The sequence below is a fragment of the Hypericibacter sp. genome, from assembly GCF_050729195.1.
GTDB lineage: Bacteria > Pseudomonadota > Alphaproteobacteria > Dongiales > Dongiaceae > Hypericibacter.
In genome coordinates, this window is sequence record NZ_JBOHKS010000262.1 from 1 (window position 1) to 22753 (window position 22753).

19 protein-coding genes are annotated in these 22753 nt (G+C 64.9%); 14 read left to right on the plus strand and 5 right to left on the minus strand.

The window, feature by feature from the left end:
- The 3 genes from ACREE8_RS20885 to ACREE8_RS20895 form a co-directional block, all read left to right on the plus strand.
- The coding region (locus ACREE8_RS20885) for a CocE/NonD family hydrolase C-terminal non-catalytic domain-containing protein (protein WP_431574946.1) at positions 1-729 on the plus strand (729 nt) is incomplete at its 5' end.
- Between the two features lie 77 nt (positions 730-806).
- Positions 807-2036: an amidohydrolase family protein gene (locus ACREE8_RS20890; protein WP_431574947.1), complete on the plus strand. Its 1230-nt coding sequence runs from the start codon at positions 807-809 to the stop codon at positions 2034-2036.
- 832 nt (positions 2037-2868) lie between these two features.
- Positions 2869-3528, plus strand: a complete 660-nt coding sequence (locus ACREE8_RS20895) for a DUF1062 domain-containing protein (protein ID WP_431574948.1) — start codon at positions 2869-2871, stop codon at positions 3526-3528.
- On the opposite strand, the gene ydiK is transcribed toward ACREE8_RS20895, so the two are convergent.
- The 4 genes from ydiK to ACREE8_RS20915 all read right to left on the minus strand — a co-directional run bounded on the left by ydiK (position 3479) and on the right by ACREE8_RS20915 (position 8901).
- A complete protein-coding gene (gene ydiK / locus ACREE8_RS20900) occupies positions 3479-4573 on the minus strand; it encodes an AI-2E family transporter YdiK (protein ID WP_431574949.1) in 1095 nt (364 codons plus the stop codon). The two genes, ACREE8_RS20895 and ydiK, sit on opposite strands and share 50 nt — an antisense overlap.
- Positions 4574-4727: 154 nt before the next feature.
- Positions 4728-6260 (minus strand): trimethylamine methyltransferase family protein, encoded by a 1533-nt coding sequence (locus ACREE8_RS20905; protein WP_431574950.1) that lies wholly within the window; start codon positions 6258-6260, stop codon positions 4728-4730.
- A gap of 14 nt (positions 6261-6274) precedes the next feature.
- Positions 6275-7435 (minus strand): NAD(P)/FAD-dependent oxidoreductase, encoded by a 1161-nt coding sequence (locus ACREE8_RS20910; protein WP_431574951.1) that lies wholly within the window; start codon positions 7433-7435, stop codon positions 6275-6277.
- Between the two features lie 8 nt (positions 7436-7443).
- On the minus strand, positions 7444-8901 hold the full coding sequence (locus tag ACREE8_RS20915) for an NAD(P)/FAD-dependent oxidoreductase (protein WP_431574952.1): 1458 nt from the start codon (positions 8899-8901) through the stop codon (positions 7444-7446).
- A gap of 212 nt (positions 8902-9113) precedes the next feature.
- Between ACREE8_RS20915 and ACREE8_RS20920 the strand changes: the two genes are divergently transcribed.
- On the plus strand, positions 9114-10166 hold the full coding sequence (locus ACREE8_RS20920) for a DUF3616 domain-containing protein (RefSeq protein ID WP_431574953.1): 1053 nt from the start codon (positions 9114-9116) through the stop codon (positions 10164-10166).
- 34 nt (positions 10167-10200) lie between these two features.
- Here ACREE8_RS20920 and ACREE8_RS20925 read toward each other — a convergent pair whose 3' ends face one another.
- Positions 10201-11217 (minus strand): LacI family DNA-binding transcriptional regulator, encoded by a 1017-nt coding sequence (locus tag ACREE8_RS20925; RefSeq protein ID WP_431574954.1) that lies wholly within the window; start codon positions 11215-11217, stop codon positions 10201-10203.
- A 479-nt stretch (positions 11218-11696) separates the two neighbouring features.
- Between ACREE8_RS20925 and ACREE8_RS20930 the strand changes: the two genes are divergently transcribed.
- The 10 genes from ACREE8_RS20930 to ACREE8_RS20975 all read left to right on the plus strand — a co-directional run bounded on the left by ACREE8_RS20930 (position 11697) and on the right by ACREE8_RS20975 (position 22752).
- A complete protein-coding gene (locus tag ACREE8_RS20930; RefSeq protein WP_431574955.1) occupies positions 11697-13322 on the plus strand; it encodes an extracellular solute-binding protein in 1626 nt (541 codons plus the stop codon).
- A gap of 83 nt (positions 13323-13405) precedes the next feature.
- Positions 13406-14266, plus strand: coding sequence for a carbohydrate ABC transporter permease (locus tag ACREE8_RS20935; protein WP_431574956.1), 861 nt, complete (start codon positions 13406-13408; stop codon positions 14264-14266).
- 19 nt (positions 14267-14285) lie between these two features.
- Complete coding sequence (locus ACREE8_RS20940; protein WP_431574957.1) at positions 14286-15218, plus strand: carbohydrate ABC transporter permease; 933 nt, start codon at positions 14286-14288, stop codon at positions 15216-15218.
- 1 nt (position 15219) lies between these two features.
- Positions 15220-16317, plus strand: coding sequence for an ABC transporter ATP-binding protein (locus ACREE8_RS20945; protein ID WP_431574958.1), 1098 nt, complete (start codon positions 15220-15222; stop codon positions 16315-16317).
- 4 nt (positions 16318-16321) lie between these two features.
- Positions 16322-17422, plus strand: a complete 1101-nt coding sequence (locus tag ACREE8_RS20950) for an ABC transporter ATP-binding protein (protein ID WP_431574959.1) — start codon at positions 16322-16324, stop codon at positions 17420-17422.
- An 18-nt stretch (positions 17423-17440) separates the two neighbouring features.
- Positions 17441-18538 carry a Gfo/Idh/MocA family protein gene (locus tag ACREE8_RS20955; protein ID WP_431574960.1) on the plus strand — a complete coding sequence of 366 codons (1098 nt, stop codon included), beginning with the start codon at positions 17441-17443 and terminating at the stop codon, positions 18536-18538.
- A 29-nt stretch (positions 18539-18567) separates the two neighbouring features.
- Positions 18568-19476, plus strand: coding sequence for a sugar phosphate isomerase/epimerase family protein (locus ACREE8_RS20960; protein WP_431574961.1), 909 nt, complete (start codon positions 18568-18570; stop codon positions 19474-19476).
- Between the two features lie 95 nt (positions 19477-19571).
- On the plus strand, positions 19572-20783 hold the full coding sequence (locus ACREE8_RS20965) for an aldose 1-epimerase family protein (protein ID WP_431574962.1): 1212 nt from the start codon (positions 19572-19574) through the stop codon (positions 20781-20783).
- Positions 20780-21532, plus strand: coding sequence for an SDR family NAD(P)-dependent oxidoreductase (locus ACREE8_RS20970; protein WP_431574963.1), 753 nt, complete (start codon positions 20780-20782; stop codon positions 21530-21532). The genes ACREE8_RS20965 and ACREE8_RS20970 overlap by 4 nt, the downstream gene beginning before the upstream one ends.
- 26 nt (positions 21533-21558) lie before the next feature.
- On the plus strand, positions 21559-22752 hold the full coding sequence (locus ACREE8_RS20975) for a CaiB/BaiF CoA transferase family protein (RefSeq protein ID WP_431574964.1): 1194 nt from the start codon (positions 21559-21561) through the stop codon (positions 22750-22752).
- Position 22753 lies beyond the last annotated feature (1 nt).

Sequence of the window (22753 nt, forward strand, 5' to 3'; positions counted from 1 at the left end):
AACGCGCTCGTCGCCTGCACGCTCTCCGAGATCATGCCGGACGGGGCCGTCGCCCGCATCAGCTATGGCGTGCTCAACCTGACCCATCGCGAGAGTCACGAGAAGCCGACGCCGCTCGAGCCCGGCAGGTTCTATTCGGTCGGCATCCAGCTCAACGAGCTGGGGCACCGTTTCGCCGCCGGCAACAAGCTGCGCCTCGCCATTTCGTCGTCCTACTGGATCACGGTCTGGCCGTCACCGGAGCCCGTCACCCTGAGCATCCGGACGGGCGCCAGCCGCATCGGCCTGCCCGTGCGTCCGAAGCGCGCCGAAGATGCCGCCCTGGCACCGTTCCCGCCCTCGGAAGGCTCGACCAAGCTGCGCAAGACGATCCTGGAGGAGGGCGCGCCCCATCGCACCATCAGCACCGACGTGGCGACGGGCCGCACGCTCTATCAGCGTGTCGACGATACCGGGCTGTTCCGCGTCGACGATATCGACCTGACGATCCGCATCGTGCGCGACCATAAATCCACGATCCTTCCCGACGATCCGACCTCGGCCAAGACCGTCACCCATTGGAAGCGCAGCTATGGAAGAGGGAAGTGGCAGGTGTCGGCCGAGAGCTGGATCACCCTCACCAGCGACCGCGAGAACTTCAAGGTCACCGCGACCCTGGATGCGTTCGAAGGCGACCGGCGCATCTTCTCGAAGAACTGGGACGAGACCATCAAGCGCGATCTCGTCTAGGCTTTTCGCATCCGCCCTCATGCGGTCGTCGCGTGGGGGTGGATGCAGTCGGCTCCGCGGGTACGAACGAGGGGGATATGGGCAAGACCGTTTCGACCTGGCTCAAGAATGGCCGCCTCTATGACGTGACGGCCGGCCGTTTCCAGGATGGCGATATCGAGATCCAGGGCGAGCGCATCGCCTCGGTCGGCGGCCGTGCGCCGAAGGACGCGGGCGCGATCGATCTCGAGGGCGCCTGGCTGCTGCCGGGATTCATCGATTGCCATGTCCATCTCTGCGTCAAGACCGAGACGGCCGATGTCAGCGGCCTCTGGAACAATTCCCTGCCGGGCGAGGTCGCGATCTATGCCGCCCGCGCCGCGCGGCGCACATTGATGGCGGGGATCACCACAGCGCGCGACGTGGGCGGCTGGGATTATCACGAGATCGCCGTGCGCGAGGCGATCGATGCCGGCTGGATCGAAGGGCCGAGGCTGTTCTGCTCCGGCCGCATTCTCACCATCACCTCGTCGAGCACGCCCTATTATCGCGGCATGTATGAGGAATGCGACGGGCCGGTCGCCGTCCAGCATGGCGCCCGGCTGCAGCTCGCCAAGGGTGCCAACTTCATCAAGCTGCTGGCGACCGGCGCCGTGACCTCGACGAAATATGAGCGCTCGGACGCCATCCAGTTCCGCCTCGAGGAGATCGAGGCCGCGGTCGCCATCGCCACGGACAACTTCACCTATGTGGCGGCCCATGCCCATGCCGACAGCGGCATCCGCAATTGCGTGCAAGCCGGCTGCCGCTCGATCGAGCATGGCAGCTTCGGCACACGCGAGACCTTCGAGCTGATGAAGGCCAAGGGCACCTGGCTGGTGCCAACCCTCTGCACCACGCCCGCCATGTTCCGTGACGAGAAGTTCGCGGCGAAGGTCCAGCCGCATATCCGCGCGCGTTACCAGGAGGTCAACGCGACGCGCGTCGCCAACATGAAGCTGGCGCGCGAGATCGGCGTGAACGTCGCTATGGGCACCGATTCCGGCACGCCCGGCAACCATGCCGGCGACAACATGCAGGAGGTCGAGGTGATGGTGCAGGCGGCGGGCTTCAGCCCCGCCGAGGCGATGCGCGCCGCGACCCTGGGCGCGGCCACCATGATGGGGCAGGAGGGACAGCTCGGCTCGCTCGAGACCGGTAAGCTCGCCGACATCATCGCATTGCGCGCCAACCCGCTCGAGGACATCTCGGCGCTGCGATCGGTCGATTTCGTGATGAAAGGCGGCCGGGTGTATAAGCAGGACGGGCAGCCGACGGTGTTTGTGTAGGGGGTCTCTTCTCTCTCGTGGCGTGTGAAAGAGGGTTGTGAAGAGTAGGCGAGGCGGAGAAGCCACTCCATTGTCATCCCGGCGAAGGCCGAGATCCATGAACACCCAACACGCATAGTGGGGCTCGGTCCGTGGTCATGGATTCCGGCCTTCGAGCGTGTGAAAGAATCCACGGCCCCTCCTGGCCGGCTTCGCCGGCATCATCAAAGCGAAGAGCGGGCAAGGCCCGCGGGCGGGAGGGGCGGCGAGCGTAGCGAGCGGGGAGGGGAATGCTTGGCGCAAGCAAAACACCGACCATGCTTGGTCGGTATCCGCGCGGCACCCCTCCCCCTACCCCCTCCCGCAAGGGGAGGGGGCTCGGAGTTTTTCACTCCCTTTGTCGAGCCGCTTGATTCTTTCGCAAGCTCGAAGGCCGGCATGACGAGGGATAGGTATCGCGATCGACATTTCGGTCGCCAATCCTTTTCCTGATTGACGCCCCAGGACCGTTTCCCTATCTTCCGCGCCCACTGCTCCATTGCCGATGAGGACGACTTTGCCGTCGCGCTGACCGATCTCAGTGACTCCCCGTTGCCCGGGTGAATCCGGCCGCAAGGCCTTTGGGATCCGTCCGGGCGCTGTCGTGCGGCAGGTGGGTGGGCTTGAGATCGGGAAGGCAGGATCCCCGGCTCCTTCGCCACCCGCCGAACGCCTCTCGCGATCGGCCTCTTCGGCGAAACCTCCCACCGGCCGTTTCATCTCCTCCACCGCCTGACCGTCGGTCCGCCATCACGCGGATCTATCTCCAGCATCCCGCCCTGCAGCACTTCCCGATCGGAAGGCTGTTATCGGTATGCAATCCCTCTTGCAGGTCCAGTGGCGGGTGACGCCGCTGAAGACTCCCCGCCCTTGGCTCCATTGTCCGCGCTGCGATGCCCGGACGCCCTTCGTCAGCAGCGACAAGTTCCGCGTCAACGCCCAGAAGAAGTGCCTCGATGCCTGGCTGGTTTATCGCTGCGCCCATTGCGAGCAGAGCTGGAACTTCCCGGTGCTGGAGCGATGCCCGGTCAACGGCATCGAGCCCGCGATCTTGCATGCGCTGACGGAGAACGACGCGGCGCTCGCGTGGCGCCACGCCTTCGACCTGACGCGGCTCGGCCGGCATAGCAGCCAGATCGAGAGCTTTGCGGAGTTATCGGTCGAGAAGCAGTTGCTGTCGCCGCGCGATGGCGTCGCAACGCATGCCGAGATCGCGATCGCCGCGCCCTACGATTGTGGAGTCCGGCTCGACAAGCTCCTCGCGAGCGAGTTGGGGCTGTCGCGAAGCGCGATCGAGCGCCTGGCTGATGGAAAAGCACTGAGCGTCTTGCCGGCGAACCGTCGCGCGCTGAAGCAGATGGTTCGCGACGGGCAGCGGATCACCATCGACGTGAGGGCGCTGCCTTTCGCCGATCCATCCCTGTTCACGAGGGTTTCGGCGGGCCCGGCGATACCGGAGGCGCCGCGGCCGTGACGTCCTCGTCCATCCAGGCCTGCAGCAGCGTGTAGCCGACGGCGAGCACTGTCGGCCCGATGAAGATCCCGATCAGGCCGAAGGCGATCAGGCCGCCGATCACGCCGGTGAGGACCAGCAGCAGCGGCAGGTCCGCGCCCATCTTGATGAGGATCGGGCGCAGCACATTGTCGAGGCTGATGGCGAGGACACTGAACACCAGCAGCACCGTGGCCCAGGTGTAGTCGCCCTCGACATACATCCAGATCACGGCGGGCGCCAGGACAAGGGTGGGGCCGATCTGCGCGATGCACATCATGAACATGAGCGCGGTCAGCACGGCGGCAAAGGGAACGCCGGCGATCGCCAGGCCGATGCCGCCGACGGCCGCCTGAACCAGTGCCGTCACCACCACGCCGAGGGCGACGCCCCGGATGGCCTGCGCGGCGAGCCTGACCGACTGGGCGCCGCGTTCTCCGGCCAGGCGATGCCCGAAGCGCAGGACCGCGGCCGCGGCGCGTTCGCCTTGCGCATACATGATCGCCGATATCGCGACCGTGAGCAGAAACTGGATCAGCACCATGCCGAAGCTGCCGACCGCGCCGATGAACCACTGCGTGACCATGGCGGCATAGGGCCTGACTCTTTGCAGCACGTCCTGAAGGCCGATGTCGGCGATCTTCTGCCAGGCGTCCACCGCCTTCGCGCCGATGAAGGGAAGATCGGCAAGCCAGGCCGGCGGCGGCGGCATGGTCATGGTCGCGATGGACTCCGCCCACTCGACGATGCGGTCGGAGTTTTTGACGATCGTGCCGATCGCGAGCCAGAAGGGCACGACGAAGACGAGCAACAGGGCGAGGGTCATGATGATCACGGCCAGGGCACGGCTGTTCCAGAGCCGGGCCTGGACCTGATGCATGATCGGCCAGGTGGCGATGACCAGCGTCGTTGCCCAGATCACCGCCGGCAGGAAGGGCCCGAGGATCCAGAGCGAAACGCCGATCAGGGCGGCAATGAAAAGAATGGCCAGCGTGATCCGAGTCAGATCATGCCTGACATCTGCCATCGTCGCTTCCCCCGCTCTTGCCGTCCCATAGGGACGGCGTTATCGCCGGGACGGATGATACCGAGGATTGGGGCGAAGCCTTAGAGGATTCGGTTTCCTTCCCTTGTGCCTCCCACAAAGGGAGGAGGTCGGAATGTCTTCCTGGGGATCGCGTTTACTCCAACCCCTTCTTGCCGATCTCTTCCTTCCGCCGGGCCATATAGGCCTGGAGCGCCTCGCGGCGGTCGGGGGCGAGCGGGGGTGGCTGGTAGCTCGCCAGCAGCGATTTCCAGATCTTGAGCGCTCGTTGCGTGGCGTCGAGGCTGCCGGCCTCGCGCCAGTTCTCGTAGCTGCGCCAGTCGGAGAGGAGCGGCTGATAGAAGGCCGTCTCGAACCGCTCCATCGTATGGGCGGCGCCGAAGAAATGGCCGCCGACGCCCACCTCGACCTGGGCCGAGAAGGCGATCTGGTCCTCGTCCACGACCACAGGCCGCAGGAACTCGCCCATCATCTGCAGCATCTCGGCGTCGAGCACCATCTTCTCGAAGGAGGCGCAGAGCCCGCCTTCCATCCAGCCGGCGGCGTGATGGATGAGATTGGCGCCGCCCATGATCGCCGACCAGATCGACATCTGGCTCTCATAGGCCGCTTGCGCATCGACGGTGTTGGAGGCGTTCACGTTCGAGGTGCGGTAGGGCAGGTTGTAGCGCCGCGCCATCTGGCCGCCGGCGAGGACCGCGCGCGCATATTCGGGCGTGCCGAAGGCGGGGGCGCCCGATTTCATGTCGACATTCGAGGTGAAGCCGCCATAGAGCGCGGGTGCGCCCGCCTGCACCATCTGGTGGAAGGCGATGCCGCCCAGGGCCTCAGCGTTCTGCTGCACCAGCGCGCCGGCGAAGGTGACCGGGCTCATGGCGCCCTGGAGGGTGAAGGGTGTCACGATCGCGGGCTGGCGCGAGCGGGCGAGTTGCATCAGCCCCGCCGCCATTTCCTTGTCCACCCGGCGTGGCGAGTTGATGTTCACGACCGACATGATGCCGGGTTCGGCCGCCAGCGCGTCGGGCTCGACGCCGCGCGCGATCGCCACCATCGCGATGGCATCGACCAGGCGCGTGCGCCCGATGGCGCGGCCGAAGAAGGGCCGGTCGGTCAGAGTCAGGAAAGCAAAGACCGTGTCGAGATGGCGTGAATCCGCCGGCAGATCCATCGCCTCGACTGGCGTGCCGCCGCAGCAATGGAGCACATTCAGGGACTGCTCGAGGCGGATCAGGTCGCACTGGTCCTGATAGGTGCCGGGACGCCGCCCCCGTTCCAGATCCGAACAGTTGGGCGGACCGCCGACGCCGCAGAAGATGATCTCGCCGTCGCCCACGCCGACGCGTCGCTCGGGATTCCAGCTATGGATCTCGGCCTTCGACGGGGCAAGGCCGATGAAATGCTCCACCACCTCGCGCGGGTAGCGGACCATGCCGCTGTCGAAATCGACCTTGGCGCCGTTGCGCGCCAGGATCTCGAGCGCCTCGCGGTTCTGGAACTCCATCCCGAGATCCCAGAGCAGCCGCAGGCTCGCCACATGGATCCGCTCGACCTGGTCTTCATCGAGGATCTCGACGGGGCGCATACGATTGACGATCCGCCGCCAGGAAAGCTGGTGCGGATGGCCCGTGCGCCGCTCGCGCATGCGCCGATCGCGTCCGGATTCGGTCACGAGGGGTTGTCCTTTCAGGCCTGCGCCGACGCGCTGGCGAACGCGTCGGCCTGGATCCAGCCCCGGTCCCGGCGCCAGTCCGGATCGAGATTGGCGAAACGATCGAGGCGGCAGGAGGTGAGGTCGGCGAAATCGCACTGGCCGCGCAGCACCAGCTCGGCGATGGCGCGGCCGCTCGCGGGCGAGAGTCCGAAGCCGATGCTCGACATGGTCGCGACCACCGTGTTGGGATAGGTCTTCAGGCGATCCAGGATCGGCCGCCCGTCGGGCGTGTTCTCGACGATGCCTGCCCAGCTGCGGATCATGCGCACATGCGCCGCCTTCGGAAAGAGCTCCAGCAGGCGCCCGGCCAGATTGCGCGTCAAGGGCGTCGTGGCGGCGCGGGCGCCCTGCGGCGCATCCTCGAGCCATTCATGCGGGCCGCCGCCGAAGACGAGATTGCCGCGCAAGGTCTGACGGCCATAGAGCGCGTTGCCGTCAGTACCGCCATACTTCATCAGCGGCAAGGGCTCGGTCACGATCATCTCGGCGCGGGCCGGTGCCACAGGAACCTCGGCCCCGAGCTGCGCGGCAATCGGCCCGAGTTGTGGTCCGGTCGCGATGACGAGGTTGTCGCAGCCGAACTCGCCGCGGTCGGTCGTGACGCCGGTGACGCGTCCGCTGCTGGTGAGAAATCCGGTCACGGCACAATGCTGCAGGATGCGGCCACCCAGATCCTGCAAGGCCCAGGCATAGGCCTGGACCGTGCGCTGCGGATTGGCATGGCCGCCATAGTGATAGAAGGCACCGCCGATGACATTGTCGCCGGCGAGCGGCACCAGCTCACGCACTTGGTCCGGCGTGAGCAGCTCGGCCTTGAAGCCCTGGCGCGCGGCGATTGCCATCTGGCGCTTGAACATCTCCATGTTCTCTTCGGTCAGGCCGATGCGCACGCGATAGGGCTGGAACTCGGTGGGATAGCCCAGGAGCTCGTCCATCTGCGGCCAAAGCCGCTGCTCCTCGAGGAAGAGTGGGCTGAAGGAATGGCTGGCGCCGCCGCCATTGCGGCCCGAGGCCTCCCAGCCGACGATGCCTTTCTCGAGCACCAGCACTTCAGCGCCCTGGCGTGCGAGCCACCAGCCAGCGCTCAAGCCCGTCACGCCGCCGCCGACGATCACCACCTGTGCGCCCTTCATGGCGGGCCTCACTTGATCGTCCAATAGGGATCGAACTGCCCCTCGATGCCGAACCACACATCCCAGCCCGAGCGCATCCCGGGATGCTCGTGGCCGTCCCGCAGCACCGAGAGCGGCAGCGGACGCAGCGGCGGGCGATAGCTCGGCAGCGGCACCGCTCCGGGCTCGATGCCCCCGGCGAGCGCCAGCAGCGCCGTCACCTGCTCGCGGCAGCGCCGGCCCTGGCAGGCTCCCATGCCGGCGCGGGTCAGGCGCTTGATCTGGTCCTGATTGACGGGGCCGTCCGCCAGCAGCGTCTGCAGGCTCCGCGCGCGAAGACCGGCGCCCTCGCGGTCGAGATAGCGCGGGGGCCTGACATCGAGCAGGTCGCGCCGCGTGACCTCCTCGCATTGGCAGACAGTCACATCGAGCCCGCCGGCGGCGAGAGCCGCCCGGGTCCAGCTTTGCAGCCGTCGCGAACCATCCTCCTCCGAGGCGATGCCGGCGCAATCGCCGATCGCGAAAATTCCTTCGAGCGATGTTTGCCCGTCCGCGCTGAGCAGCGGAACATGGCCGCCCTGATTCTCGCGATAGGTCAGTTTGCAGCCGAGCTGATCGAGCAGCTCGATATTGGGCACGGCACCCAGCGCGAGGCAGATCGTGTCGCAATCGATCATGCGCCCGCTGCCGGCGATGGGCGCGAGGGTGGCATCGAGAGCGACGATCTCCACACGCTCGACACCCGCGGCACTGCCCTCGGCGCGCGCGATCATCGAGGAAGCATGGAGCGCGATGCCGGCCGCCTTCACCGCTTCGATCACGTCGTTCGGCGCCGAGAAAACAGGAGCGGCCTCGACGATGGCGACGACGTCAATCCCGCTGTGCTTGGCATCCAATGCCGTTTCGAACCCGAGCCGACCGCCACCCAGCACGAGAATTCTTCGGCCGGCAAAGGCGCGGTAATGATGGGTGAGGGCGTGCAGGGCCGCCGCCCCCATGACGCCGGGCAGCTCCCAACCGGGGAAGGCGAAACCCAGATCGCGGCGGCCGGCCGCAACGATGAGCTTGTCGAAGCTCGTCAGCCAGGACCGGTTGACGTCGGCGAGCGCGACCACCGGTTTCGGCAGGCCATGCGCGGTCGGGCCATTGACGAACCCAGCCCAGGCGGTCACGCCGAGCCGCACATCGACACCGGCTTCAAAGGCCTCATCAAGGCGCGGGTGCGATTGAGCGATCTGGTCGAGCGCGCGGCCCTGGTTCTGCACCGAGCCGTCGGCGCGCTGGCCGAAATGGAACGGGACATCGAGGCCGAAGAGGGCGGAGTCGAGCGGATGCTCGTCGATCAGGACGGTTTGCGCGCCGGATCTCGCCGCCTCGATCGCGGCGGCCATGCCGGCCTCGCCGGCGCCGATCACCAGGACGGCGGCATGTTCCGCGATCTCGGGCGTCTTGCCGCCGATGGAAAAGGGATCGGTGAAGGCGCTCATGCGCGGCTCGAGACCGGGGCGAGGGGGCGACGAGGTTCCCGAAGGTCGTTCGTCGAAATCAGGCTATCGGCCACGGGCGCCTCGCGCAACGCATTCAAATTCCGAGTGTTTTCGGTGGATCCAACATTGGCCAGGCCGGCCCCGGCGCCACTTGTCCGGAGCCGACGATTTCGTGTCATGGTTCGTCAGATGAGCAGTTTTCGGCAGGCGCCATGAAGCCCTCCAGCGTTCGCCTCGATTATGGTCCGCTCGGTTCGGTCAAGGCCGGCCGGCAACAGCATCTTCTCAACAACATCTCGACGGTGGCCCAGGCCGGCGAGCATCTCTGGCTGGCCTCCGACGAAGGTTGCACAGTCGAGCGGCTCTCCTGGGACGGGCGAGGCTATGCCAGGGCCGTCTCCTACGACCTCTCGGCTTACTTCTCGCTGCCGAAGGGCGGCCCCGAGATCGATGTCGAGGCGCTCTCGATCGATCGCGATCGCCTCTGGATCGCGGGCTCCCACAGCCGGGTGCGGCAGGCGCCGCCCAGCCCCTCCGACAGCGAGTGTCGTCCGCGAAAATTCCTGGAGAGCCTGACGACGGTCAAACGGCGGCCACGCCGCTATCTGATCGGGCAACTCCATCTCTCGGCGCAGGGTGGCAAGATCGTCTCGGCCGCCGATGGAACCGCGCCCTGTGTCGCGTTCGATCGGACCGGAAACAGCCTGACGCGGGCGCTGCGTGAAGATCCGCACCTGGCCCCGTTTCTCGGCCTGCCCGACAAGGAGAACGGACTGGATATCGAAGGGCTCGGGGCGAAAGACTACAAAATTTTTCTCGGGCTCCGCGGGCCTGTCATCCGCGGCTATGCGGTGATCCTGCAGCTCTCGGTCGAAATCCAGGGATCGACGGTGAGGCTGGCCGGGATCGGCGCCGGCAGCCGGCGCTATCGGAAATTCTTCCTCGATCTCGGCGGGCTGGGCGTGCGCGACCTGACCGTCGTCGGCGAGGATCTCGTGATCGTCGCGGGGCCGACCATGGGTCTGGATGGACCCTGGTCGGTGCTGCGCTGGCGAAATGCCTTCGGTGCACGCCGCGAGGGATTGGTCGACAAGGATGCGCTGCGGCGCGAGCCCGGCTTGACGTTCGAAGGACCCGAGCGACCCGAAGGCATCACGCGGTTGTTGCATCCCGATGGGCGGCGCGGCTGGCTGGTCGTCTATGACCGGCCGGACCCCAAGCGTGTCACCAAGGACGGGAGCTACCGCGCCGATTTCTTTCGCTGAGCGGTCGGGTGCGATCCGCGGCCGAGCTTGGCTTTCAAATCTCCGGAATATTCTCGCGGAAGATGGCCTGGATCCGCACCGGCACGGCGCGCTGGCTGTGATCGTTGCGGGCGGCGCGGATCAGGCGGTCGACGGCCTCGCGCGCCTCGACGCGCGGATTCTGGTCGATCACCGCATCCATGATGCCGGAGAGGAGGAAGCGGCGGGTATATTCGGTCAGCTCATGGCCGATGAACACGACCTGACGCGCGCGGCCCGATTCCTCGAGTGCCTGGGCGATGCCGCGATTGCCGGCGCCGATATTGTAGATGCCGCCGAGATCGGCATAGGTCCGCAGCAGGGTCCGCGCCTCCTGATAGGCACGCTGGGAATCGTCGCGGATTTCGCGGAGCTCGACGATGGTGAGGGCGGGGAAGGCCTCGGCCAGCATATGGCGGAAGCCCATCTCGCGCTCTTCATGGCCGCGATAGCTGAGCGATCCGGCGAAGAGCGCGACCTTGCCGCGGCCCGCGCCCATGAAGCGCCCGAGCAGATGGCCGGCGAGGCGGCCCGCGGCGCGATTGTCGACGCCGACATAGCCGACGCGCGGCACGTTCGAGATGTCGGAGACCAGCGTCAGGACCGGCACGCCCTCGACCGAAAGATTGCGGATCGCTTCGCGCACGGTCGGATGATCGAGCGCGATCACGCCGACGCCCTGCGTCTGGCCGCGGATCGCGTGCAGACGCGCCGCCAGCGCATCGGGATTGAAGCCTTCGATCAAGTGGACACGGATATGCGCCTCCTTCTGGCGCAGCGCCGCCATCTCTTCGAGATGGCCGGCCAGCATCGTCATGAAGGTGTTGGAGCCGCCAGGCAGGACGAAATCGAGCTCGATCTCGCTCTGCTGGTCGGGCGCGACCGTGCCTTCCAGATAGCCCAGCCGCTCGGCGGCCGTGAGCACGCGGTCGCGGGTGCGGACTTTGACGCCTTCGCGCTTGTTCAGCACGCGATCCACCGTCGCCGTGGAGACGCCGGCTTCGCGTGCGATATCGGCAATCGTGGTTCGCATGAAGCTCTTTCGATCCTTCGGTTCGTTCAGCGCCGGCTGGCCGAGGCCGCGATGTCGCCCGGCAGACGGGGTCGATTCTTGAGGTAATCCATCATTTTCTGACCATCCGGGCGAAAGCACGACTCTATCTATGATGTAAAATGATGGTTTCTGTCAACAGCCTCGAAGGACGGAAGGCAAGAGCTTCATGAAGCAGGAGAAATACTCGGTCTCCCGCTGAACCCTTGGGGTGACCCGAAATAATCTCCGCTTTCTCAATCAATTAAGATCAATTTCCGGCGCCCAAAAATCAGGCAGTGCGTCTCGATTCCGATAGCAAAAGAACGCCCGCCTGCCAAGGTTTCCCGCGCGTGGCCCCATGAAATTGATGAAAGACTAGGCGCGTTGCATCTTTTTTGTTGACAGAGAATGCATCAAATAGCATCAATCTTTCCATCAAAACGGGGCGACCGAGACCCCAACACTGGGAGGACTGATCCATGGCCTTGAGTGCCAAGACACCCGGATTGCGTTCATCGATGAGCCGCCGCCGCGTTCTGAAGGCGGCGGGTTCGACGGCTGCCATTACGGCGGCGGTCGGTATTGCGCCTCGCTTTCTGTCGATCCGCTCGGCGCATGCCGATACCGGTCTGGCGAGCGGGATGACCGGCGGACCGACCGGATTTCCGGGTGCCGAGCGCTATCAATATGGCCCGGACTCACCTGAAGGCCGCGCGATCGACGCACTCAAGCAGATGGTCGGCGCGGGCAAGGCCCCGAAGAAGCTGGTCATGATGCTGTCGGACGGTTCGGTCGGCCAGCTGACCAAGGCGTTCCCGGAAGGCGCGCCGGCGGTGAAGGATCTGTTCGAGAAGGAAACGGGCATCGCGCTGGAGGTCGTCGGCGTGCCGACCGGCCAGGAATTCACCAAGACGATGCAGGACATCTCGACCAAGGGCGGGTCCTTCGACGTCTATGCGACGGAATGGAACCGGCTGGGCGATCTGGCCGAGACCAAGGGCCTCGTCCAGATGGATGAGTTTGTCGCGAAGTATAAGCCGCAGTGGGATGAGCCGGGCCGCGGCTATGTCGGCGGCAAGCAGGGCGTGGCGCTGCTCAACGAGTATCGCGGCCATACCTACGGCGTGTCGCTCGACGGCGACTTCCAGTGCTGGGTCTATCGCAAGGATCTGTTCGAGAGCGCCGACGAGCAGTCGGCGTTCAAGGCGAAATATGGCTACGACCTCGTCTTCCCGACCACCTGGAAGCAGATGGACGACGTGGCCACCTTCTTCCATCGCCCGGACAAGGGCCTGTTCGGCTGCACCGATCTGCGCAACCAGGGCTGGGGCTACACCAACTGGTATCAGCGCTTCTGCTCGACGGCTTCGCCCAACCAGTATCTCTTCAAGGATGACGGTACGCCGCTGATCAATTCCGAGCATGGCATCCTGGCGACGACGGAATATGTCGACAGCCTGAAATACCATTCGCCCGACGCCATCTCCTGGGGCTGGCCGGAGCAGTATGGCAACATGGCCGCCGGCGGCGCCGCGATGACCTGCGCCTTCTCCAACATGCCGAAGTTCCTCGACAACCCCGGCAATGACGGATCGAAGGTCACGGGCAAGCTCGCCTCCTCGAAGCCGCCGGGACGCGAGATCGACGGCAAAATCGTCAGCCGCTCGGTGCTGTGGCTCAACCTGACGGCCTCGATCTCGGCCCAGGGCAAGCATGCCGAAGTCTGCTACCTGCTGCTGCAATGGCTGGGCTCGAGCCGGATCTACAGCTGGATGACCGCCAATCCGGCCGGCTATTTCGATCCGTTCCAGCTCGCGAACTTCTCCGACCCGCTGGTGCAGGAGACCTATCACGCCTACCACGTGAAGACGATCCAGGAGACGATCGCCCGCGCGGTGCCGACCATCAACTATCCCGGTGCCACCGCCTACCACAATGCTCTCGACGAGAATCTCGTGGCTGCTCTCACCAAGGCGAAGACGCCGGAGCAGGCGATGAACGACACCGAGAAGGAGTGGAAGAAGATCACGCGGCGCATCGGCGAGGACAAGATCGTCGAGGCGATCAAGACCAACAAGGCCGCCTGGCCGACCATCCTGGACTGATTTGATCCGCGGGCCGGGCAGCGCTGGTCGCTGCCCGGCCCTTCTTTTTCTGGAACTTCGCGAAACCGGCCGGCTTCCCACCCATGAAGCGTTCCATTGTCTTCGAGCTCGTTCGCTACGCGCTGATCCTCGCCGCAGTCGCGATCACGCTCGTGCCGATCGTCTGGATGGCCACCATGGCCTTCAAGCCGATCCCCGAATGGACCGCGAGCGGCGCCAACCTGACCTGGTGGCCGCGCGAGCCCACCCTCGACAATTTCCGCTTCGTCTTCGGCGAGGAAACGTCGGAGCTGATCGTGGCGCTCGACAAAAGCGCGGTCCGGCCGATCGTCGCCTCCCTGCTGGCCGCGATCTTCGGCACGCTCATCGCCATGACCTGCGGTACGGCCGCGGCCTATGGCCTCTCACGCTTCAATGTCGGCGGCAACCTGCCGCTGGCCCTGATCCAGCTGCGGCTGTTCCCGCCGATGGCGGTGATGATTCCGATCATGATCATGTGGAGCTTCCTCGGCCTGGTCGATACCTGGTGGGGGCTGGCGCTGGTCTATGGCATCGTCACGCTGCCCTTCGCCTTCTGGCTGATGAAGACCTTCTTCGACGAGATGCCGCGCGAGATCGAGGAGGCGGCGCTGGTCGAAGGCTGTTCGCGCTTCCGCGTCTTCATGCGCATCACCCTGCCGGTGATGCGCGCACCGCTGGCGAGCTCGGCACTCTTCGTCTTCATCCTCAACTGGTCCGACTATCTGATCGGCCTGCTGCTCACCACCAAGGAGTGGGTGACGGTGCCGGTCTATATGGCCAGCTTGTCTTCCTCCATGACCGGTCAGCTCTATGGCGCCAAGGCGGCGCTGGGGTTGATCGCGGCCGTGCCGCCGGTGGTGCTGGGCATCGCGATTCAGAAATATCTGGTCCGCGGCCTGACCTTCGGCGCGCTCAAGCAATAGAGCCGGAGACCGACGTCCCGTGACCGCCACGACTTCAACCCCTGCGAACCTGCCGCGGCAACTGACCCTGGATGAGGAGGGCAAGCGCCTCGGCTTCCGCATGACGTTGCCGACGCAGATCCTGATCCTCTTCATCGCCGTCTTCCCGCTGCTGATGCAGATCTATATCAGCCTGACGGACTGGTCGCCGCTCGACGGGGTGAACTGGGTCTCGGCCTATGAAAGCTGGAACAATTTCGCCAATTTCGTCGACCTGATCCAGGACGACCGGCTCTGGGCAGCGCTGCGGCGCACCTTCCTGGTGATGGCGGTCTGCGTCCCGGCGCAGTTCTTCCTGGCGCTGGGACTGGCGGTGCTGTTCGTCGACAACTTCATCGGCAAGCGGCTGTTCTACTCGATCCTGCTGACGCCGATGATGGTGGTGCCCTCGGTCGCCGGCTACATGTTCTTCATGCTGTTCCAGTCGGGCGGGCCCATCAACGGGATCATCTCGGGCGTCACTGGCATGGACTTTGCGGTCGCCTGGCTCTCCGATCCGAAGCTGGCGCTGGTCGCGGTGATGATCGCCGATATCTGGCAATGGACGCCGCTCATGTTCCTGATCCTGCTGGCGGGCCTGATCGGCGTGCCGGAGGACCAGCTCCGTGCGGCGACCCTCCTGGGTGCCTCCTGGTGGCAGCGCTTCATCACCATCATGCTGCCGCGCATCAAGATCGTGATCGTGATCGCGCTGGCGATCCGGGTGGTCGAGATATTCAAGATCTTCGACACGCTCTATGTAATGACCGGCGGCGGACCCGGCGTCGCGACCGAGACGATCTCGGTCTATATCTACAAGATCACGACCCAGGACCTGACCTGGGCCTATGTCGCGGCCATCGCCCTCTTCATCCTGATCACGCTGTCGGTCGTGGCCAACATGGCGCTGCGCCGGATGGGGCGGAGGAGCTGACATGGCCGCCATCCATCTCGAGAACCTGGTCAAGCATTTCGGCGGCTTCTCGGCCATCAAGCAGATGGACCTGGAGATCCGCGACAAGGAATTCATGGCGCTGCTGGGCCCGTCGGGTTGCGGCAAATCAACCACCATGAACATCATCGCCGGCATGGAGAGCCCGAGCTCGGGCCGCGTGCTGTTCGACGGCGTCGATGTCTCGCAGACCCCGATGGGCAAGCGCGGCGTCGGTTTCGTGTTCCAGAACTACGCCATCTTCACCCATATGACCGTGCGCCAGAACCTGGCCTATGGCCTGAAGATGCGCCATCTGCCCAAGGCCGAGATCGACAAGGCCGTCGCCAAGGTCGCCGAGCTCCTGCAGCTCGAGCCCTATCTCGACCGGCCCGCGGCCAAGCTCTCGGTCAATATCCTGCAGCGCCTGGCGATCGGCCGCTCGGCCGCGGTCAATCCCTCGATCTTCCTGCTGGACGAGCCGTTGTCGAACGTCGATGCGGCCTTCCGCGCGGTGATGCGCACCGAGCTCAAGCATCTGCAGCGTGAGTTCGGCCAGACCATGGTCTATGTGACCCATGACCAGCTCGAAGCCATGACCATGGCCGACCGCATCGCCGTGATGGATCACGGACTCCTGCAGCAGGTCGGCAGCCCGCTCGATGTCTACAACAATCCTTGCAATACCTTCGTCGCCCGTTTCCTCGGCGCGCCCGGCATGAATCTCATCGCCGGCACGGTCATCGAAGAAAACGGACGGCTCTCGATCGACTGTGGACCCGCGGGACGCTCTGAAACGCTGGCAGCACCCCTGGCGGCCGGTGTTCGCAAGGCCGGTGCGAAGGACGTCCATTTTGGCATCCGCCCCGAGGATCTGGAATTCGCCGCGGAAGGCGGGGCTGGGATGGTCATGCAGGTCATCTTCGTCGAACGTATCGGGCCGCGCGCCATCCTGCATCTGGCGGCGGGCGACCGTGCCGCGAAGATCGTCACCGAGAACCTGGCCGCGGTGAAGACCGGCGAGCGCCTGCGCCTCACGCCGCGTGCGGGCCGGGTCCGGCTCTTCGAGGCCGGCAGCGGCCGCGCGATCCTGGAGGCGTGACCTCATGGCCGAGATCGAATTCGTCAATGTCTCGAAAAGCTTCGGCAAGACCGTCGCGGTCAAGGATCTGTCCTTCCGCGTCGCCGACAACGAGTTCTTCTGCTTCTTCGGGCCGCCCTCCTCGGGCAAGACCACGATCCTGCGGCTGATCCTGGGATTGGAGACGCCGGACCAGGGCGAAGTCCGGATCGGCGGCAAGAATGTGACGCTGCTGCCGCCGGCCGTGCGCAATGTCGCGATGGTGTTCCAGAATCTCGCGCTCTTCCCGCATATGACGGCACGCGACAATATCCGCTTCCCGCTGGTCGAGCGCAAAGTGGCGCCTTCCGTGGCCGAGACACGTCTCGCCGCGGTCGCCGAGAAGCTCCATATCGGCCATATCCTGCATAAGCTGCCGGCCCATCTCTCGGGTGGCGAGCGCCAGCGTGTGGCGATTGCCCGCGCGTTGGTGGTCGAGCCTAACGCCTATCTGATGGACGATCCGATTTCAGCACTCGATGCGCGGCTGCGCGAGGAGACCCGCGTCGAACTGAAGCGCATCCAGACCGAGCTGGGTCGCACCTTGGTTTATGTGACGCATGACCAGGAAGAGGCGATGTCGGTTGCCGATCGCATGGCCGTGCTCGAACATGGCGAGATCCGCCAGCTCGGCAGCCCGCGCGACATCTATATGACGCCCGCCAGCCGCTATGTCGCCCGGCTGGTGGGATCGCCGCCGATCAATCTCATTCCCGGCCGCATGGACCAGGCCCAGTCGCTGTTCCGCGCCGATGGCGGCGAGCTCAAGGTGCCGCTGGCCAACCGGTCGCAGGCGGGAGCGGGAGCGCTCGAGCTGGGCGTGCGACCGGAGGATGTCCGGATCGTCTCGCCCGACCGTGCCGATGCCGCCCCTGCCGAAGTCTATGAGCTGCAACCCTTGGGCGGTTACACGATCGTCGACGTGAAATATGGCGGGCTGATCCTGCGGGCCCTGGTCCAGGGCCAGACGGGCTTGAAGCTCGGCGAGCGCATCGGCCTGGCGCTCGATCCGGCGCGGATCCATCTGTTCTCGAGCGAGGACGGTCGCGCCTTCGCCCATGGATCCTCCGCCATCGCCGCCGCATAAGGAGAGAGGAAACCCGCCATGACGGACGCACTCGGTTTTTCTCCGGACCCTGAGGTCCGCTGCCGCGATTTCAAGATCGGCTGCATCGGCGCCGGCTTCATCATGGCGGACGTTCACCTGGCCTCCTATCACGAGGCGGGTTTCCCGGTGGTGGCGATCGCGTCGCGCACCAAGGCGAAGGCGACCGACGTCGCCAAGCGCTGGAATATCGGCACCGTCCACGACACGCCCGAGAAGCTGATCGAGGATCCGCGGGTCGAGATCCTCGACATCGCCTATCCGCCCCACCAGCAGCCGGACCTGATCCGGCACGCGCTGAAGCAGAAGCATATCAAGGCGATCCTGGCGCAGAAGCCGCTCGCCATGACCTTCGAGGAAGCCAAGCGCATCGCCGCCGAATGCAAGGCCGCGGGCAAGGTGCTCTCGGTCAACCAGAACATGCGCTTCGACCAGTCGATGCGCGTCCTGAAGCAGATCCTCGACAAGGGCTCGCTCGGCACGCCGGTGCTCGCCACGATCGAGATGCGGGCGATCCCGCATTGGCAGCCCTTCCTCCACGAATATGACCGCCTGACCCTGCTCAACATGTCGATCCATCATCTCGACGTGCTGCGCTTCCTGTTCGGCGATCCCAACGACATCTACACGGCCGTCCGGTCCGATCCGCGCACGACCTTTCCCCATCGCGACGGCATCACCGTCTCCACCATGACCTTCCCCTCGGGCCTCATGGCGGTGTCGATGGAAGATGTGTGGAGCGGTCCGCGCGAAGAGGGCTACGAGTCCGACATCTACATCAAATGGCGGGTCGAAGGCACCGAAGGCGTCGCCCAGGGCACCATCGGCTGGCCCGATTATCCGAAGGGGTCGCCCTCGACCCTGCGCTACTGCTCGAAGAAGGCGACTGGAGGCAAGTGGGTGCAGCCGACCTGGTCGACCATGTGGTTCCCCAATGCCTTCAAGGGCGTGATGGAGCAGCTGCAATATGCACTCAAGACCAACACCCGGCCGCTGCTCGAAGGCCAGGACAATGTGAAGACCATGGCCCTGATCGAAGCCGGCTATCGCTCGATGGCCGAGCGCCGCGCCGTGCGCCTCGACGAATTTCCCATCTGAACCGCACCATCATCGGAGGAGGATAACCCATGATCCAGGTCGGTATTTTCTCAGGATACTTCCCCTACACGTTGAAAGAGCAGGCCCAAAAGATCAGGGCGCACGGCTTCAACACGGTGCAGCTCGATCTGGCGTTCAAGGACATCGACTTCTCGACGCCCGAATCGATCACCAAGGAAAAGGCCAAGACCGTTCGCGAGACTTTCCGCGATCATGATCTGCCGGTCTGCTGCATTTCGGGTTACACCAACATCGTGCATCCCAATCCGGCCGAGCGGAAGAAGCGCCTCGACTATCTCAAGGCGATCATCCGCAATGCGCGCCATTTCGGCTCGCCCTATGTCATCTCCGAGACCGGTACCTTCAACACGGAATCCGACTGGGTCGCGCATCCGAAGAACAAGACCGAGGAAGGCTTCCAGGAATGCAAAGCCGTGGTCAAGGAGCTGTCGCAGATCGCCTATGACCATGGTGCGATGTTCCTGCTCGAGACCTATGTGAACAATGTGGTGGGCTCGGTCGAGGAGACGGTCCGCCTGTTCGCCGAGGTCGATCACCCGGGCCTTGGCTTGCTGATGGATCCGACCAACTACTTCGAGTCTCACAACATCGATAAGATGGACGGGGTCTTGAAGCAGATGTTCGACACGCTTGCCGACAAGATCCGCATCTCCCATGCCAAGGACGTGAAGCGCTCGGGCGGCGACAAGTCCGAGAAGCATGCCGACATCGACGCCTCGGAATCGCACACCTTCCGCGGCGTCGGCGAGATCGAGCTGCCGGCCCCGGGGCTAGGCTCGCTGAATTACGACTATTATCTCAAGCGCCTCAGCGAGAAGCATCCGAACATCCCGATCATCATCGAGCATCTCGACGAGACGGATGTGCCGCGGGCGAAGAAGTTCATCGACGGTCGCCTGCGCGCCAACGGCGTCTGATCGAGAGAAAGCGGCGGAGGCCGGCATCGCCGCGATGCCGGCCTCGCAGCCGTTTCGCGCGGCCAAAGACTGGAACAGGCTTTCGAGGTTTGATCATGGTGCAGCTTTTCGGCCGCTCCTATACCCGCCGCGAGGTGGCGGCCCATGCCGGTATGCTGTCGCAGTTCGCCGGCGTGCGGCTGATGACATTGGGCGACGGCGTCGAGCGCGGCATTCGCATGCTCGAGTTCCGCACCGGCTCGGGGCTGCGCTTCACCGTGCTGCTCGACCGCGCCTTCGACGTGGCCGATTGCGAATATAAGGGCCAGGCCATCGGCTGGAACTCGCCCAGCGGTTTTCGCCATCCGGGCCTCCATGAGTATGAAGGGGAGGGCGGGCTGGCCTGGCTGCGTTCCTTCTCGGGTCTGGTCGTGACCTGCGGGCTCGACCACATCCTCTTCATGCATGAGGACAAATCGGACCATTACCATTACGTCCATCGCAAGTCGGTCAGCAGCTCGATCCATGGCCGCATCTCGACCATTCCCGGCAAGCTGATCTCCTATGGCGAGCAATGGGACGGCGACGAATGCACCCTGTTCTGCGAGGGCGTGATCCAGCAATCGGCGGTGTTCGGCGAGGATCTCCATCTGATCCGCCGCATCGAGGCGAAGCTGGGCGCCAGCGAGTTCACGATCCAGGATCGGGTGGTCAATCACGGCTTCTACCGCACGCCGCATATGTTCTGCTACCACATCAATATCGGCCATCCGGTGCTGTCGGAGGGCTCGCGCTATCTGGCGCCGGTCGCCCATACGGTCTGGGCCGCCCATGCCGACGACTATAAGAAGCAGGAAGTCGGCTATCGCCGCTTGCCGGGACCGCGCGCCAATTTCCACGAGCAGGTCTGGCAGCATGCGATGGCGGCCGACGCCGCCGGTCAGATTCCGGTCGCCATCGTCAACGACGCGCTGGGGTTGGGCTTCCTGGTCGAGACCAACAAGAACGAGTTTCCCTGCCAGTTCCAATGGCAGAATTTCCAGGAAGGGCAATATGCGGTCGGCATCGAGCCCTCGACCAACCATGTCTATGGCAAGCCCTTCGCACAGGAGCGGGGCGAGCTGATCTGGCTCGAGCATGGCGAGGAGAAGCGCTACAGGACCCGCTTCGCCGTCCTCGACGGGGCACAGGCCATCGCAGCCACCGAGAAGCGCATCACGGCCATCGCCACGCAGCCCGACAGCGACTATCCGGCGCCGAGCAATCGCTGGGACCCGATCCCCGGTCGGGGCAAACCAGCGCGCCAGACGACGGGAGCCCGGGCATGACGCTCAAGGGCAAGACCGTTCTCTATACAGGAGCCGCGGGCGGCCTCGGCCACGACACCTCGCTCGCCATGGCGGCGGCGGGTGCCCGCGTCATTGCGATCGACAGCGATCCGGTCAAGGCCGAACGGCTTGCCAATTCGGCCAAGCATGTTAGCCCGGGCTCGATCGCCCTGGAAGCGATCGATCTCGGCGACCTCAAGGGCCTCGCGCGCCGGCTGGACGAGATCGCCAAGCGCGAGGGCGGCTTCGACGTCGTCATCAACAACGCCGCGATCTATCCCTCGAAGCCGTTCGAGGAGTTCACGGTCGAGGAGCATCAGGCGGTGCAGCGCGTCAATGTCGATGCCGGGATCGTCTGCGTGCAGGCGGCATTGCCCTACATGAAGCGCAAGGGCTGGGGCCGGATCGTCAATATCTCGAGCGTGACCTTCTATGGCGGCTGGGCGTTGCTCTCGCCCTATGTCGCCTCGAAGGCGGCGCTGGTGGGGCTGACCCGCGCCTGGGCGCGTGAGTTCGGGCCGCATGGCATCACCGTCAATGCGATCGCGCCCGGCGCCTTTCCGACCGACGCCGAGAAGATCCATCCCGACCCCGAGGGCTATACCCGCTTCGTGCTGGACCATCAGTCGCTCAAGCGCCGCGGTTCGGCGACCGACATCGCCAACGCGATCCTGTTCTTCATCTCCGACCAATCCAGCTTCGTCACCGGCCAGACGCTCAATGTCGATGGCGGCTGGGTGATGCACTAATCAAGCTCCACGAGGTTTCTTCGATCATGGGTATTCTGACCGGCTATCGCGTTCTCGACTGCTCGATCGCCATGGCGGGGCCGTTCGCGGCCCAGAGGCTGGGCGATCTGGGCGCCGATGTCGTGAAGGTCGAACCGGTGACGGGCGAATGGCAACGCCATGTCGCGGCGGGCGGCGCCAAGGGCAATCGCGTCAATGTCTCCTTCCTCTCGCTCAACCGCAACAAGCGCTCGATCGCGGTCGATCTGAAGTCCGAAGACGGCAAGGCCGTGCTGATGGATCTGGTGCGCACGGCCGACGTGTTCCTGCAGAATTATCGCCCGGGCGTCGCCAAGCGGCTGGGCGTCGATTACGAGAGCCTCTCCAAGATCAACCCGAAGCTCATCTATGTCTCGATGTCGGGCTATGGCGAGACCGGTCCCTATATCAACAAGCCGGGCCAGGATCTGGTGCTGCAGGGCATGTCGGGCGCGATGCTCTCGGCCGGCCGGGAAGGCGAGGCGCCGACACCAGCAGGCCAGTATCTGGTCGATGCCGTGACGGCCTACACAGCCTTCGAAGGTGCGCTGGCAGCGCTGCTGCATCGCGAGCGTACCGGCGAGGGGCAGTTGGTCACGGTCAACATGCTCGACGCCATCACGACCCTGCAGATGCAGGAGTTGTCGATCTTCACGGTAGCCGGCAAGCCGCAGTCGCGCTCGGCCGAGCCCCACGCCCATGTCTATATCCGGGCCCCCTATGGCGCCTTCGCCACCAAGGACGGGTCGATCATCGTCGCCTTTCCGAGCCTCAAGAAGCTCGGCGGGCTGATCGGCGAGGATTCCTTCCTGACGATGGAGGACGAGACCGATTCCTGGTCCCGCCGCGACGAGATCTTCGCCAAGACCCGCGAGCGGCTGAAGACCCGCACCAGCGCCGAATGGCTCGAGCTCTTCGCGGCCAACGATATCTGGGCGGGTCCGGTTTATGGCTATGAGGATCTGGTCAAGGATCCGCAGATCAAGCTCAACGGCACCTTCGTCGAATATGACCATCCGACCGAGGGCCATGTGAAGACGCCGGGCTTCCCGATCAAGTTCTCCAAGACGCCCTCGACGGTCGAGCGCGGGGCGCCGCTCGCGGGCGAGCATACGCGCGAGATCCTGAAGGCCGCCGGCTATGACGATGCGCGGATCGATGCGCTGATGAAGTCGGGCGCGCTCGCCGAAACCAAAATCTAGC